This window comes from Sporosarcina sp. P25 (assembly GCF_002743235.1).
Lineage (GTDB): Bacteria > Bacillota > Bacilli > Bacillales_A > Planococcaceae > Sporosarcina > Sporosarcina ureae_B.
In genome coordinates this window covers 171,423-186,538 of record NZ_PDYV01000003.1, presented here as the reverse complement: position 1 = coordinate 186,538, position 15,116 = coordinate 171,423, and the positions used below count along the sequence as shown (strand labels likewise).

The 15,116-nt window shown below is 39.7% G+C and carries 14 protein-coding genes and 1 riboswitch; of the genes, 12 read left to right on the top strand and 2 right to left on the bottom strand.

What is annotated here, in order from left to right:
- The first annotated feature begins 27 nt into the window (after positions 1–27).
- From CSV70_RS04330 to CSV70_RS04305, 6 genes are all read left to right on the top strand, one after another.
- Positions 28–831 carry an amino acid ABC transporter substrate-binding protein gene (locus tag CSV70_RS04330; protein WP_099628124.1) on the top strand — a complete coding sequence of 268 codons (804 nt, stop codon included), beginning with the start codon at positions 28–30 and terminating at the stop codon, positions 829–831.
- Between the two features lie 109 nt (positions 832–940).
- A complete protein-coding gene (locus tag CSV70_RS04325) occupies positions 941–1,600 on the top strand; it encodes an amino acid ABC transporter permease (RefSeq protein ID WP_099626407.1) in 660 nt (219 codons plus the stop codon).
- Between the two features lie 12 nt (positions 1,601–1,612).
- A complete protein-coding gene (locus CSV70_RS04320) occupies positions 1,613–2,362 on the top strand; it encodes an amino acid ABC transporter ATP-binding protein (RefSeq protein WP_099628125.1) in 750 nt (249 codons plus the stop codon).
- Between the two features lie 244 nt (positions 2,363–2,606).
- Positions 2,607–3,617, top strand: coding sequence for an ABC transporter substrate-binding protein (locus CSV70_RS04315; RefSeq protein ID WP_099628126.1), 1,011 nt, complete (start codon positions 2,607–2,609; stop codon positions 3,615–3,617).
- Between the two features lie 23 nt (positions 3,618–3,640).
- A complete protein-coding gene (locus CSV70_RS04310) occupies positions 3,641–4,684 on the top strand; it encodes an ABC transporter permease (RefSeq protein ID WP_085133333.1) in 1,044 nt (347 codons plus the stop codon).
- Entirely contained in the window at positions 4,659–5,456 is a 798-nt protein-coding gene (locus CSV70_RS04305; RefSeq protein WP_099626410.1) for an ABC transporter ATP-binding protein, read from the top strand. Before CSV70_RS04310 ends, CSV70_RS04305 begins: the two co-directional genes overlap by 26 nt.
- Before the next feature lie 48 nt (positions 5,457–5,504).
- On the opposite strand, the gene CSV70_RS04300 is transcribed toward CSV70_RS04305, so the two are convergent.
- Positions 5,505–6,605 (bottom strand): branched-chain amino acid aminotransferase, encoded by a 1,101-nt coding sequence (locus tag CSV70_RS04300; protein WP_369822333.1) that lies wholly within the window; start codon positions 6,603–6,605, stop codon positions 5,505–5,507.
- 130 nt (positions 6,606–6,735) lie between these two features.
- Here CSV70_RS04300 and CSV70_RS04295 point away from each other — a divergent pair, with 130 nt between their 5' ends.
- From CSV70_RS04295 to CSV70_RS04275, 5 genes are all read left to right on the top strand, one after another.
- A complete protein-coding gene (locus CSV70_RS04295) occupies positions 6,736–7,860 on the top strand; it encodes an NAD(P)/FAD-dependent oxidoreductase (protein ID WP_085133335.1) in 1,125 nt (374 codons plus the stop codon).
- 64 nt (positions 7,861–7,924) lie between these two features.
- Positions 7,925–8,836, top strand: a complete 912-nt coding sequence (locus CSV70_RS04290) for a pseudouridine-5'-phosphate glycosidase (RefSeq protein WP_085133336.1) — start codon at positions 7,925–7,927, stop codon at positions 8,834–8,836.
- Positions 8,837–8,856: 20 nt separating this feature from the next.
- Positions 8,857–9,612 carry an exodeoxyribonuclease III gene (locus CSV70_RS04285; protein ID WP_085133337.1) on the top strand — a complete coding sequence of 252 codons (756 nt, stop codon included), beginning with the start codon at positions 8,857–8,859 and terminating at the stop codon, positions 9,610–9,612.
- A gap of 482 nt (positions 9,613–10,094) precedes the next feature.
- On the top strand, positions 10,095–10,328 hold the full coding sequence (locus CSV70_RS04280) for a hypothetical protein (RefSeq protein WP_099628127.1): 234 nt from the start codon (positions 10,095–10,097) through the stop codon (positions 10,326–10,328).
- Between the two features lie 240 nt (positions 10,329–10,568).
- Complete coding sequence (locus CSV70_RS04275) at positions 10,569–11,372, top strand: DUF2971 domain-containing protein (RefSeq protein WP_099628128.1); 804 nt, start codon at positions 10,569–10,571, stop codon at positions 11,370–11,372.
- Positions 11,373–12,493: 1,121 nt separating this feature from the next.
- On the opposite strand, the gene CSV70_RS04270 is transcribed toward CSV70_RS04275, so the two are convergent.
- On the bottom strand, positions 12,494–13,726 hold the full coding sequence (locus CSV70_RS04270) for a CynX/NimT family MFS transporter (RefSeq protein WP_085133340.1): 1,233 nt from the start codon (positions 13,724–13,726) through the stop codon (positions 12,494–12,496).
- 74 nt (positions 13,727–13,800) lie between these two features.
- Here CSV70_RS04270 and CSV70_RS04265 point away from each other — a divergent pair, with 74 nt between their 5' ends.
- Positions 13,801–14,730 carry an AEC family transporter gene (locus CSV70_RS04265; protein WP_099628129.1) on the top strand — a complete coding sequence of 310 codons (930 nt, stop codon included), beginning with the start codon at positions 13,801–13,803 and terminating at the stop codon, positions 14,728–14,730.
- Positions 14,731–14,908: 178 nt separating this feature from the next.
- A riboswitch (purine riboswitch) is annotated at positions 14,909–15,010 on the top strand.
- The last annotated feature ends 106 nt before the right edge of the window (positions 15,011–15,116 follow it).

The following is a 15,116-nucleotide window of genomic DNA, read 5'->3' as shown; positions in this document are numbered from 1 at the left end:
TAAAGAATGAAGAAAAGAGGAAAACCAATGAAAAAGACGACTATTGCTTTATTGTTCGCAGCATTATTCCTACTGCTGGCTGGATGTTCGGATAAGTCTTCCGAAGGAGACAAATCTACTGCGGACGCGGGTAAAGAAGAAACGAGAGAGATCATCATCGGTGTAGATGACAAATTTGCGCCTATGGGATTCCGTGATGATAAAAATAATTTAGTAGGTTTCGATATTGACATGGCAACAGCAGCAGCAGAGCATATGGGCGCTACTGCAAAATTCCAGCCAATCGACTGGAAAACGAAGGAAACGGAACTTAGCAGTGGAAGAATCGATTTAATTTGGAATGGCTATACCATCACAAAAGAACGTCAAGAAAAAGTATTATTCACGAAGCCTTATTTGGATAATAATCAAGTCGTTGTGACGTTAGTAGACTCTGACGTGAAAGCAATTGAAGATCTAGACGGAAAAGTAGTAGGAGTACAAGCATTATCATCTGCTGGACCCGCACTAGAGAGCCACCCGATCCACGAAAAGTTAGAAAACATCACAGAATTTGCGGATAATGTTCTAGCATTGACAGATTTGAAAACAGGTCGTCTCGACGCAGTTGTACTTGATGAAGTCGTCATTGATTATTATATGACAACTGAAAAAGGGGTCTTTTCAAAACTTGACGGATCATTGGCAGTAGAAGAATATGGCGTTGGAGTGAAGAAAGGCAATGACGAATTGCTTGAAAATCTTCAAGAGGCATTGGATACTATGAACGAAGAGGGTACTTCAGCTGAAATCTCCACAGAATGGTTCGGAGAAGACAAAGTTCTACGTTGAGTAGTGAAGTAATTTATATCAACGGAAGTGGTATGTGTGACTTCCGTTGATAGTAGTATTGTAAGAGAAGTACATAAAAACTGGAATGGTTTTTTGGAGGAATTTACTAATGAGTTATGAATATTTTATATCTATGCTGATTCCTATGTTGGAAGGAGCTAAAGCGACTGTCCTATTATTTATAATAGCGATCGTCTTATCTATTCCACTTGGATTCTTGCTGACACTTGCCGTAAGAAGTAGTATTAAACCAATTTCTTATTTGGCGCAGACTTTTATATACGTCATGCGTGGGACCCCTTTGTTATTACAGCTATTGTTCTTTGTATTTGGTTTACCACTTCTGCCGGTAATTGGTGAGTATTTAGTTTTTGACCGTTTTGTCGCAGCTACACTAGCGTTCATTTTGAACTATTCAGCATACTTTGCTGAAATATTCCGAGGTGGATTGATCTCCATCGATAAAGGACAATATGAAGCTTCACAAGTACTTGGATTATCGAAATGGCAAACGACTGTGCGCGTCATCCTACCACAGATGTTTCGTGTTACGCTACCACCTATTGCGAATGAATCGGTATCTTTAGTAAAAGATACCGCGCTTTTATATGCGGTAGCTGTTCCTGAACTTCTACACTATGCACAAACAGTCGTTAACAGGGACTTTACAATCATTCCGTTCTTCATTGCAGCAGCGATCTACCTGCTGATTGCATTCGGGTTGACTGTAATTTTCAAGTACTTAGAGAGAAAGCTGCAATACGAATGAGGAGTGGAAATTATGTCTTTCATTGAAGTACGCAACTTACAGAAATCATTCGGTCCATTGGAAGTATTGAAGGATATTTCGTTTGATGTTCAAAAAAATGATGTAATGGCAATTATTGGACCTTCGGGATCTGGAAAGAGTACCATGTTAAGAAGTCTTATTCAATTGGAGCAAGTCGGTGGCGGTAGTATTATCGTTGATGGAGATTACCTAGTTAAAGATGGCATTTACACAAATTCTACCGATAGTAAAATGATTAACTCCAAAATGGGAATGGTATTTCAACAATTTAACCTTTTTCCTCATTTAACTGTAAAACAGAACTTGGAACTAGCACCGAAACTTGTGAAGAAAGAAAAAGCCGAAGATTATGGGCTGAGAAGTATCGAATTACTAGAAAAAGTGGGACTGGCTTCAAAGGCTGATGAATTGCCTTCGAGACTTTCAGGTGGTCAGAAACAACGGGTAGCGATTGCGAGAGCGTTGATGATGGATCCGGATATTTTACTATTCGATGAACCGACTTCTGCTTTGGATCCACAATTGACGAAAGAAGTATTGCAAGTGATGAGAAATCTCGCAGAAGAGCATATGACGATGATTGTGGTGACACATGAAATGGAGTTTGCAAGCAATGTCGCTAATCAAGTGATCTTCATGGATGATGGAATGATCATTGAATCGGGTACTCCAGATGAAGTAATCAAATCACCGAAAGAAATGCGTACAAAGAGATTCCTGAATTATGAGTTAAGTAAATAACCAAAAATAGTGATGCGAATGTAATAATCGCATCACTATTTTTTTACGTAAATAGAGCCATTTTCAATCGAGTTTTTGCAATGTATGAAATAGTGCATCGAATAATTGGTTAACTTGTGAGAATTCACGCAAAATATTGAATAATGCATTGACGAATAACTTAGTAAAGGGTACGATTACGTATAATTATTACCTTTTCTAAATACATCGAAAGAGTAATAGATAATAGTTGAGGGGGATTTAAATGAAGAAACGTTGGGTGACTTACGCAGCAGCACTATTCAGTATTGTGCTCATTCTAGCCGCGTGTGGTGGAAAAGAGGGGGCATCTGATCCTGGAGCAGATGATAAAAATAATGATAAAGCAAGCACTGAGGAAAAATACATAATTGGTGTAACGCAAATTGTTGAACACCCGTCTTTGGATGCAGCGTTTGAAGGATTCCAAAAGGCGATTGAAGATGCAGGGCTGAATGTAGAATATGATAAGCAAAATGCGCAAAATGATAATAGTTCTAACTCAACCATCGCGAACAACTTGGCGGGAGCGGGCGTAGATTTAATATTTGCTAACTCTACACCGAGTGCACAAGCGGCAGCTAGCGCGACTCAAGACATTCCGATCATCTTCACTTCAGTTACGGATGCAGTAGCTGCGGAACTTGTTGCATCTAATGAAGAGCCGGGTGGAAATGTTACAGGCACTACTGATAATCATCCGGATGCAATTCCGAACACAATGAAATTCTTGAAAGAAAACTTAGGTGCGAAAAAAGTTGGAATGATATTTAACTCGGGAGAACAAAACTCTCGCTTACAAGTAGACCACGTCAAAGAGATCCTTGCAGACATGGATATGGAAGTTGTAGAAGCATCTGTTGCGACTTCTGCAGACGTAAAGCAAGCGGCTGAATCATTAATCGGTTCAGTAGATTCATTTTATATTATTACGGATAACACAGTAGTATCAGCACTAGAATCGGTCATCTCGGTTGCGAATGACAATAACATTCCAATGATGGTGGGTGAATTTGATTCTGTGAAACGTGGAGGGCTTGGAGCATACGGTTTTGAGTACTACGATATCGGGTATGAAGCAGGTGAAATGGCAGTAAAGATTCTAAAGGGTGAAGAAACGCCTGAATCATTACCTGTTCAATTACCACAGAATTTGAAGTTAGTGATGAATAAAGAGACTGCGGATGCAATCGGCTTGAAAATTCAAGATGATTGGAATGCCGAGATTGCAGAATAAATAAAATTAGGAGATGATCTTGCATGTTTTCAGCTGTATTTGGCTCAGTTGAGCAGGGTATCATCTATGCGATCATGGCACTCGGAGTGTATCTAACATTCCGAGTGCTTGATTTTCCAGATTTAACAGTGGACGGAAGTTTTGTAACAGGCGCAGCAGTAGCGGCTACGATGATTGTATTTGATTATCATCCACTTGTTGCAACACTTACCGCGATCTTGGTTGGCTTTTTTGCTGGATGTATAACAGGCTTATTACATACCAAAGGAAAAATCAATCCACTCCTATCCGGAATCCTCATGATGATAGCTCTGTACTCGATAAACCTTCGGATAATGGGACTAACTACAGAAAATTCAGTAGGCCGCCCGAATATTCCGCTTTTAAATTCAGAAACGATTTTCAGTAAGTTCCAAGGTTTCTGGAGTAATCTTGGAATTGATGAAGCAATCAATGGTTTCTTATCAGGACTTGGCTTGGAACATTTACCATCGACTTGGGGAACGGTAGTTCTGATGATTCTAGTCGTGGTGATCATTAAATTCATAGCGGACTGGTTCTTGCAAACCGAAGTTGGTTTGGCCATTCGCGCGACTGGCGATAATAAAAAAATGATTCGCAGTTTCTCTGCCAATACAGATACTCTCGTTATTCTCGGATTAGGAATTTCTAATGCGTTGGTAGCTTTCTCAGGTTCATTGATTGCACAGTATGGAAAATTCGCTGATAACGGTATGGGGATTGGCATGATCATCATCGGATTGGCTTCTGTTATTATCGGTGAAGCGATATTCGGGACGAAAACCATTTTCCGTACAACACTAGCCGTGGTTATTGGTGCCGTAATCTACAGAATCGTACTTGGACTGTCGTTGAAAGTGAAAATTCTCGATTCAGGTGATATGAAATTGATTACTGCAGTCATCGTAATAGCGGCATTAATTATTCCGCAGATTCTCGAAAAGAGACGGGAAAAAGTACGTAAAGCGAAAAGACAATCTGAACGAATGGCGATAAAGTCATCAAAAGGAGGTCATAGCGTTGTTGAAACTGGATCAAGTCAATAAAGTATTTAATGAAGCGACTCCAGATGAGAAAGTAGCGCTGGACCAGATTAACTTACATTTACAACCGGGTGATTTCGTTACCGTCATAGGTAGTAACGGAGCAGGGAAATCTACCATGATGAATATGATTTCTGGCGCATTGACACCGGATTTTGGCTCTATTTATATCGATAACAAAGACGTCACACGTTTGGCGGAATTTAAACGTTCCAAAATGATTGGACGAGTATTCCAAGATCCGATGTCAGGTACAGCACCCACAATGACGATTGAAGAGAATTTAGCGATGGCTTATTCTCGCAACCGCCGACGGTCATTGCACCGCGGAGTAGATAAGAAACGGAAAGACTTATTCCGTACATCACTTGAAACATTGCACTTGAATCTTGAAAATCGGATGACAGCGAATGTTGGACTGTTGTCAGGTGGTGAACGTCAAGCGTTGTCATTGTTGATGGCGACTTTTACGCAACCTTCTATTTTGTTGTTAGATGAGCATACGGCTGCACTTGATCCATCCCGCGCAGAGCTGATTACCGATTTAACGAAACGCTTAGTTGAGAAAGATCAACTAACGACGTTGATGGTAACGCATAATATGCAACAGGCACTTGACCTTGGAAATCGATTAATTATGATGGATAAGGGTCAAATCATACTAGAGGTGGAAGAAGAGCAGAAACAGCACTTAACTATTGCGAAATTAATGGATGAATTTCAACGTATTCGTGGAGAACAACTTACGAATGATGCAGCTTTACTTTCTATATAAACAAAAGCCCGTGCTTTCCAGTAATGGAAAACAGGGGCTTTTCATCGTCTAAGCAAGCTTTGCTACATGTTTCTTAATTTCATATACCCAATTAAACGGATCTCGTTCTTTGCCTGTTTGAATATTCGTTAACGTGTTATAAAGAAGTGAAGATAGTTCACCAGTTTGACCGTTACCGATGATCATTTTATACCCATCCCAATTCAGTTCTCCAACAGGAGAAATAACAGCAGCTGTACCTGTGCCGAATACTTCTTCCAGTTCTCCATTTTCATAGGCAGATCGGATTTCATCCATCGAGATTTGACGCTCTACAACTGGCATATTCCAGTGTCTCAGTAACTGTAAAATTGATTTTCGAGTAATTCCCTCAAGAATACTGCCGTTGATCGCGGGTGTTATGACTTCACCATTGATTTTGAAGAAGATATTCATACTACCTACTTCTTCAACGTATTTACGCTCGACGCTATCAAGCCATAGAACTTGGGAGTACCCTTGTTTGTCTGCTGTCTCCTGGGCCTTTAAAGCAGATGCGTAGTTACCGGCAGTTTTAGCGCTACCCGTTCCGCCTTTTGCAGCACGGACGAATTCATTTTCCACGAGGATTTTCACTGGATGAATCCCTTCTTTATAGTACGAGCCAACAGGAGATAGAATCATGAAAAATTGATAATTTTTAGCTGGTGCCACACCTAGGAAAGCTTCTGTTGCAATGACAAATGGGCGGATATATAATGAGGTTCCTTCTAGTGTAGGAATCCAATCTTGCTCGATTTGCAGCAACTGGTTAAGTGCGTACAATGCGTTCTCCTCATCGATTCGTGGCATACATAGACGATCGAGTGAATAATTCAGGCGTTTCATATTTTGATCTGGACGGAACAAGCGAATGGTTCCTTCTTCTGAACGATACGCCTTCATTCCTTCGAAAACCGTTTGTCCATAATGTAAGACGATTGCAGCTGGGTCAAGTGTTAAAGGAGCGTAAGGAGTGATGCGATGATTATGCCAACCTTTGCCTTCCTCATAGTCTATAATGAGCATGTGGTCTGTAAATGATTTTCCAAAGACTAGAGAGCTAGGATCTGGCTTTTCTTTTTTATTTTGTGCAAGTTGAATGTGCATAGGTAATCTCGTCATAATCATCAAAACCCCTTAAGATATAGAATATTCCGAAACTTCAATTCCGAATAGTGTAATTATACTGCTTTTTCAGGAAAAATAAAGTGAAAAGTTTGTCGATTTTAAAAACTAGTATAAAAAGGAGCAGATTTTTATGAAAAAAGTATTGATTATAGGTGCTGGAATCGTTGGTGCTTCTGCTGCTTATCATTTGTCTACGCAATATGCAGAAGTCGTTCTAATCGACAGACAGGAGCCTGGACAGGCCACAAAAGCCGCAGCGGGCATTATTTGTCCATGGGCATCTCAGCGCCGCAATAAGGCTTGGTATGCATTAGCGTCAGCTGGAGCCGCCTATTATCCGGAATTCATTCGTTCATTGGAAGAGCAGGGCGAGGTGGAAACAGGATATAAGAAAGTGGGTGCTTTGGCGATTCATACTGATGTAAACCGTTTGGAAAAGAAAGTTGAGTTATTGAATAAAAGAAAAGAACATGCACCCGAGATTGGAGAAGTGGAATTACTAGATACAGAGCAGGCGGCTAGCTATTTTCCTGTGTTATCGGATGAATATGCAGCTGTTCGTATTTCTGGTGCGGCAAAAGTCGAAGGAGATCAACTACTTAGTGCATTGGAACGTGTGGCAGTTAAACGAGGAGTGCAATATATAAAAGGTTCCGCTATACCGTACATAAAGGAAGGGAAAGTCTGTGGTGTTATGGTGGATGGGCAAATTATTGAAGGAGATCAAATCATTATAGCGGCAGGTGCATGGGCTAGTGAATTTACAGAGTCATTTGGTAAGAAACTTCAAGTAACAGGACAGAAAGCGCAAATCCTACATTTACAATCAAATCATGAAGCGTCAGGTGAATGGCCAGTCATCATGCCGCCGAGCACTCAGTACCTCGTGCCATTTCAAGCCGGCAGATTCGTTGCGGGTGCAACACACGAAGATACTGATGATTACGATATTCAACCGACAGCAGGTGGAATACTGGAGGTATTGTCGAATACTTTACCCATTGCACCTGTACTGAGCGAAGCAGTATTGGCTGAAGTCCGTGTGGGCATTCGTCCACATACACCGAATTTTATGCCGGTCATTGGTCGATTACCTGATCATCCGCAAGTTTGGGTTGCGAATGGTCTTGGTTCATCTGGTTTAACAGTAGGACCTCTTCTTGGCAAGCTGTTATCCCAGCTAGTGCTAGGCCAAGAGACTGGATGGGACTTAGAACACTACTCTATTAACCAAATAATTGTCGATGAACATTGAATAAAGAGCGTATAATGATTATTATGAATATATAGCAATTGAACGGTAAAGGGGAAGATTCATAATGAGAAGATATGTTTCGTATTCAGAAGAAGTGAAAGAAGCGATGAAATACGGCAAGCCGCTAGTCGCATTGGAATCCACAATTATTACGTACGGTATGCCATATCCTGAGAATGTGAAAGCTGCACGTGAAGTTCAACAGATTGTGCGTGATCATGGCGCGGTCCCGGCGACGATTGCAATTATGGACGGAAAAATAAAAATAGGGCTAACTGATGAAGAGTTGGAACGGTTCGGGGACAGCAAAGGTGTTGTCAAAGCATCTAGACGCGATATCAGTTACTTAATTGCTACTAAGAAACCTGGTGCAACGACGGTTGCCGCATCGATGTTCTTTGCTGACTTGGCGAGGATCCGTGTATTCACGACTGGGGCCATTGGTGGTGTGCATAGAGGTGTGGAACAAACGATGGATATTTCTGCGGATCTTGAAGAGTTTGCCCGTACAAGTGTAGCAGTTGTTTGTTCAGGAGCAAAATCTATTTTGGATATCGGTAAAACACTTGAGTATTTGGAAACAAAAGGTGTGCCGGTAATGGGGTATCAAACAGATATTTTTCCTGCCTTTTACACAAGAAGCAGTACACATCATGTAGACTACCGAGTGGATGAAATCGACATGATCGCAGAAATGTTGCGTGTCAAATGGAATTTAGGCTTGGAGGGGAGTGCGATTATCGCTAATCCAATTCCTGAAGAATATGCAATGGATCAGGACTATATGGATGGATTGGTTTCAGATGCACTTAAAGAAGCAGAACAAATGGGCATTAGCGGAAAGAACCTCACACCTCATATGTTAAAAAAGGTTCAGGAAATGACAGGCGGTAAAAGTCTGGAGGCCAATATTGCATTGGTGAAGTCAAACGCTGAACTTGCAGCAAAATTGGCAGTGAGTTTTAACGGTAATTAATATAGACAGGTTGTGTAAAATTGAAAGTAGTGTCTTGGAACGTGAACGGTATTAGAGCCTGTGTAAAAAAAGGTTTCAGTGACTTTTTTGAACAAGTACAGGCAGATATATTCTGTATACAGGAGATCAAATGTCAAGAAGGACAAATTGACCTTTCTTTTGAAGGGTATGAATCCTACTGGAACTATGCAGAGAAAAAAGGATATTCAGGTACGGCGGTCTTTACGAAGAAAACACCTCTTTCTGTACGTAATGGATTGAATGATCTGGACCATGAAGCAGAGGGACGAGTGCTGACGCTAGAATTTGAAGAATTCTTTCTCGTCAATTGTTATACGCCCAATTCACAGCGGGACTTAGCGCGATTATCATTTCGACTGGCATGGGAAGATGATTTACTTGAGCATTTACAGTCATTGAATGCCATCAAGCCCGTCATTTATTGCGGAGATTTGAACGTAGCGCATGAAGAAATTGATATTCGTAACGTTAAATCTAATATTGGCAATTCGGGATTCACGTATGAAGAACGCGGGAAAATGACGCGATTGTTAGACACTGGATTCATTGATACGTTTCGTTTTATGAATCCGGGTCTAAAAGAGAGTTATACCTGGTGGTCGTATATGCGCGACGTACGTGCACGTAATATTGGTTGGCGCATCGATTACATTATTATTTCAGAGCGTCTTCAGTCGGCTCTAAAAACAACAGCCATTCATTCAGAAATCATGGGCAGTGATCATTGTCCGATTTCTGCGGAATTAGAAATATAAAAATGAGTAAGAGCATTTCAGATGAACTTGTTCAGTCTAGAGGATAAAAGCTGAATTAATAAACGAATTATAATCATATTAGAACATCAAATGGCATTGGGATGAACCGTGCCATTTGTTTTTTTCACTACTATTGAAATAAATCTGCTTTACGAATGGTAAAAAGCTTAGACTCAATGTTCAAGAAACGAGCCAGATTGGTGAATAACGCATTTAAAGAATCAGTATTTCTATTTAATAAAAACGGATAGATATGTGAGTATTCACTCTTGGGACAAAGGTCAGAATCGTCTAATTAGAAATCAGATAAAAAGAGTAATATAGTGTAGAATGAGAATAACATTATTAATATTCCAATACATTGATTAAGTAAAAATTTGGCCTTATGCACATTTGTAGTTATTTATTAGCAAAAAGACAGTTATAGACTAGTAATTGTTATGCTGATAATAGGGAATTATCTATTAAGGAAGATGAATATCATGGAGAAGAAACTTACTCCTAAACTAAAGTTATTCAGAGAAGAATTTAATTTTTCACATAAAAAGATTGGTAAATTAGAATGGGAACTTGCTACAATATATTATAAGCGAAAAGCTGTTGCTAGTTCAGAATTCAAGACATTAGAAGACCGGTTAGAAAATTATAGAGTTAATATTAGTATTTTAGTAGAGACAATCAAAAATGAAGTAGCAGTGGCTAATAAATCCAAATGACATAGTAAAATCCAATTCGTAGTGTATCTATTACGTTGTAATCCTTATAGAAATAATATAGTGTCTAATTCAATTCAAAAAGATTCGTGAAGTATTATGCTGAAACTATTGGGCGCGAATACTTAGCAAATTTTCTCCAAAAGGGGTATTTTGATGCGCAATACCTCAGTTTTCTTTAATGATGTTTTATGTAGTTATGATACTTTTAAGATAAACAATATTGGAAAGGAACTTTTATAGATGGCAGACATTTTATATCATTACTGTAGTATAGAAACTTTAGAATTAATATTAAAAAATAAAACATTTAGATTTTCTAGTCTTGGAATTGTAGATGATATGGAAGAAGCATTGACTTCTGACTTTGAAGATATAGGTAGAATATGTTTTGTTTCATGTTGGACTGATTTAGCACAGGAATCTGTAGAAATGTGGAGAACATATACAGGTGGTAATAATGGAGTTAGAATTGGAATTTCAACAAATCTATTCAATTTTGACTTAGATGAGAATGGTATTCCGTTACCAAGTAATAAAATAATGACGGAAAATGATGTATGCATATCTCCACCGTATTCTCCACAGCTTATACCAGTAACCTATACTAAAGATGATGACTTAATTAACCCAACTGTTGGAAAAATAGATAATAACATCTGTAATAAATGTGGAAGAAAAACATCCGATTTAAATCTGCAAACTAATTATATAGGTCGATTTAAAAGAGAATATTGGTCTGGACAATCGGAATGGAGATACATATTAATTGCAATCCCAAAAGAATATTATCGTAATAATGAACGTGGAAAGTATTTAAATGGAGACCCAGAGGATTTGACTAAATTAATGAAATCAGATTTGATTAATATGACTTTTGATAATGATTACATTGATTTTCCATTTAATAAATTTGCCCTAGATCAAATTGAATTAATTCTAAGTCCTCTAAACTCAGCCGAAGATAACAAGAGGGCAGAAGAGTTAATAAAGAATTATACGAACAATGCAACTGTAAAACCATCTTCTTTAAGAATGCGTAAATGAAATTTATATCTTCCATAATCGGGTGCGTTTACGGGTGCGAAACGTTCCTGATTCAAATGAAATGTGGTCGCACAATTTCGGTAAAGATCAGGTAGTTTTAGATTTCTAAAATTAAAGGGTTATATCGAGAAGTCGAATGAGGAGGTAACGCTCCAAAAGGCTTCCCTAGCGTCGAGTAGCACGCGGATTAGTAAGGAAAAGCGTGTTATAGGTTCGGCTAATAGGCGTGAGAATTTACCGTAACAGTTTGGCTGACGAAAGCCTACTCGATGTGGAGGTAAATCATGATGCTTGGGTTGAACAAATTTGGTGGGAATACAATGTCAATACAATAAGATACTGTATTGCTGACGAACTTCTGAATGTACGGGTCTAGACGTACGTTATATAGAAATATATTTGCTACCAGATGTAGAGTTAGCTGTAGATGAGTAAGAATCGGTTATATGAAAATCCATCTTGCTTTACAGGCACATGCGATGCTAACAGGCTCATCGGAAGAACCTAAGTTTGTTTTATAATAGATATAATTCAACGTTGTAAGCCGATAAAGTGGAGGGCTTACTCCCAGTGAAACGTTGAAATGTAAAATAGTTGTGAGATTAGCGACTGTACAACTTTTCTTCATATCAGTGAAAGTGGTGGCACAGTACCGTTGAAGCGTGTAATGAACGTGAAGGGATAGCCACTAGACTAATAAAAGGTTCATTCAATCATGTTAGACAAGTCTTTATCGGTTAATAAGGTTCTTGTAAGACTAATAGAGGTTCACCTTTCACGGAAGGCACCGACTTATTGAAACGGAAGAGTTGAGGCGCAGAAAATGTTGATGATTGAATCGAATTGGAATAGTTGGAACGCTGTATGAAGTGAAAATTTCACGTACGGTGTGAAGTGGGGAAAAGCTGGCGATCACTTCAAAGGCTTACCTATCACTATAATATTGTTTGAGGTCTTAGCTTAGTTGATCGGAGCGGAAGCCGGCGACTCTGTCCCTCCAGAACGCGTCCGGCTGCAGCGCAGATCAACGGGTTGCAACCACTATTAAAATAAAACGAAGAACCCCAATTCCATTGTGAATTGGGGTTCTTCGTTTTATTTTTGTTAAAATGCACTTTTCATTACGACTCATTCTGTTTGGGTTCAAGCGAAATATAACGCTTTTTCCCTGCGTACATTCCACTGATAAATAGAATAGTTGCGACCACTATGAAGGTATACAGTGGTGCTGTCCATGAACCAGTAAAGTCATGTAGAATACCGAACAACACAGGACCAACAGACGCTAGTAAGTAGCCAATCGACTGCGCCATTCCGGAAATTGAAGCCGCTTGGTCTGGTGTATTCGTACGTAAAGTGAAGAACATCATAGCTAGTCCGAATGCTGAACCGCCACCCAGACCGATGAAAATCATCCAAAGTGCAGTCAGAGCTTCGCTTCCAAACTGTACGCCACCGTAGCCAATTAAATAACAGGCGAAAACAGCTACGACAAGGATACGTTGATCGCGTACTTTATCCGCAACGACTGGTATGATGAACATCATAGGCAATTGTGCAAGTTGGACAAGCGCTAACATCCATCCAGCAGCATCAGCAGTCATGCCATTGGTTTGCAACACAACTGGAATCCATGAAGCTGTCGTATAAAATAGGAACGATTGCAGTCCCATGAAAATCGTGATGCTCCAGGCTAGTGGCGAACGCCAAATAGGGAGAGCAGGTTTTGTCTTCATGTTTTTCTGAGCTGTTTTGATGACTTCTTTCTTTTTACGTATCTGAGGAATCCATACGATAATGGCTAACAATGTAATGACTCCCCAAATGCCTAACGCACCTTGCCAGCCATATACTGTTTCATTGGCGATGGGAGAAGCGATACCAGAAGCGAGTGTTGCAGATATACTCATAGATACTGAGTACAGACCCGTCATCAATCCGATATGTAAGGGGAAGCTCAGTTTAAGAAGACTTGGCAATAGGACGTTTGCAAAAGCGATTCCTACCCCAATTAAAAATGTACCAATCAGTAGCAATATACTATTGCCGACAGAACGCATGATGATGCCTAACAGTAAAATAATCATCGCATAGAAAAGCGTTCGTGACATGCCAAACCGTTTCGCAAGGCGAGGTGTAAAAGGTGATACAATGGCAAATGCCAGTAATGGGATTGTAGTCAGAAATCCGGCCAACGAATTAGAAATTTGCAGTTGATCGCGAATGTTTCCGATAATAGGTCCGACAGAAGTGAGTGGGGAACGGATGGTAGCGGCTAAAAATAAAATACCCGCTAATAACACCCACTGACTTTTAGGGAAATGTAGATGTTTACTTGGTCGTTCTTTTTCCATTATGAAGCCTCCTGTATTCCTTGAAGATTGTTCTGAGAAGTATGTAGCTGAAACAGCAGAAAGGAGATTCCTTTGTGGAGTACTTACTCATAGTCTTTGTAAATGTTATCACACCGATGCTTATTTTATTAGCAATAGGCGTTTCTTTACAAATAAAATTTACTTTTAACGTTAAGGCATTGGGGAATATTCTGACATACTGTTTAATACCCGCTGCCGTGTTCATGAACTTATATCATACTGTCATTGATATAGACATCCTACTTGACGTATTCATATTTGTACTATTATTTACGACCACTTTAATACTTACTGGCCATGTATTTAGTAAGCTCTTGCGTTTGAATCGCCAGCAGACCGCCGTAATGAAAAACAGTATTGTTCTAATTAACTCAGGAAACTATGGGTTACCTGTCAGTCAGCTAGTCTTTCATGAGAATCCGCTCGGGGTGTCTATTCAGATCGTTTTGATCGTCTATCAGAACTTACTGACGTATTCATATGGATTGTATAATCTCGTATCTTCCACGCAGTCCGGGAAAGATATTGTGAAACAGTTCCTTCGAATGCCGATTATCCATGCTTTGTGGCTAGGTGCTTTGCTTAACTTGGCAGATATCCAGTTACCACAGTTTATCGAGTTGCCAATCAGTCATTTATCGGATGCTTTTATCGCCATCGCGCTCATTACACTTGGCGCGCAGTTAGCGCAGATTAAAGTGAAGACACTGTGGAACCGTTTGATCTACTTAAGCGCTATCGGTCGACTCATTATCTCACCCACCGTGGCGTTGTTGTTGATTTTATTATTGGGGATAGAAGGTGTTATAGCACAATCACTCTGGATTGCCAGCTCGTTTCCAACTTCGCGAAATAGCTCCACGCTAGCATTGGAATACGATGTTGAGCCCGAGCTAGCAGCCCAAATCGTCTTGTTCAACACCGTAGCTAGCAGCTTTACAGTAGGCGTAGTGATTTATCTTTCCTCCCTACTGTTTGGGTAAGGGATTGGCGCTACGGAGGGGGCGCTTCAATCCTTTGCACTCTCTTTTGAAATTATGCTTTATCCCAATCTAACCCAACTTTTTGTCCAGAATATGTCCAGAAGATTGCTAGCCTAAAACTATCAAACTAATTGGTAAATATTCATATTGAAAATTTGTCGAATCGTGCTATACTGTTAGCATTCAGTTAAATAAGACTCATATAATCACGGGGATATGGCCCGTAAGTTTCTACCGGTCTACCGGAAATAGACCGCCTATGGGGAGAATGAAAAGCAGCTTTCTTTGTCGTTCGACAGAGGAATTGCTTTTTCATTTTTAAAAGCGTACATGCCGCTCTCTCATAGTTGTTATATGGGAGTATGGCATATACGCTTTTTTTATTC

What these genes read in the sequence shown, in the direction of transcription:
- CSV70_RS04280 (WP_099628127.1), top strand. Translation starts at nt 10,095, where the DNA reads ATGGAGAAGAAACTTACTCCTAAACTAAAGTTATTCAGAGAAGAATTT.
- CSV70_RS04325 (WP_099626407.1), top strand. Translation starts at nt 941, where the DNA reads ATGAGTTATGAATATTTTATATCTATGCTGATTCCTATGTTGGAAGGA.
- CSV70_RS04270 (WP_085133340.1), bottom strand. Translation starts at nt 13,726, where the DNA reads ATGGAAAAAGAACGACCAAGTAAACATCTACATTTCCCTAAAAGTCAG.
- CSV70_RS04330 (WP_099628124.1), top strand. Translation starts at nt 28, where the DNA reads ATGAAAAAGACGACTATTGCTTTATTGTTCGCAGCATTATTCCTACTG.
- CSV70_RS04320 (WP_099628125.1), top strand. Translation starts at nt 1,613, where the DNA reads ATGTCTTTCATTGAAGTACGCAACTTACAGAAATCATTCGGTCCATTG.
- CSV70_RS04290 (WP_085133336.1), top strand. Translation starts at nt 7,925, where the DNA reads ATGAGAAGATATGTTTCGTATTCAGAAGAAGTGAAAGAAGCGATGAAA.
- CSV70_RS04315 (WP_099628126.1), top strand. Translation starts at nt 2,607, where the DNA reads ATGAAGAAACGTTGGGTGACTTACGCAGCAGCACTATTCAGTATTGTG.
- CSV70_RS04300 (WP_369822333.1), bottom strand. Translation starts at nt 6,605, where the DNA reads ATGATTATGACGAGATTACCTATGCACATTCAACTTGCACAAAATAAA.
- CSV70_RS04295 (WP_085133335.1), top strand. Translation starts at nt 6,736, where the DNA reads ATGAAAAAAGTATTGATTATAGGTGCTGGAATCGTTGGTGCTTCTGCT.
- CSV70_RS04275 (WP_099628128.1), top strand. Translation starts at nt 10,569, where the DNA reads ATGGCAGACATTTTATATCATTACTGTAGTATAGAAACTTTAGAATTA.
- CSV70_RS04310 (WP_085133333.1), top strand. Translation starts at nt 3,641, where the DNA reads ATGTTTTCAGCTGTATTTGGCTCAGTTGAGCAGGGTATCATCTATGCG.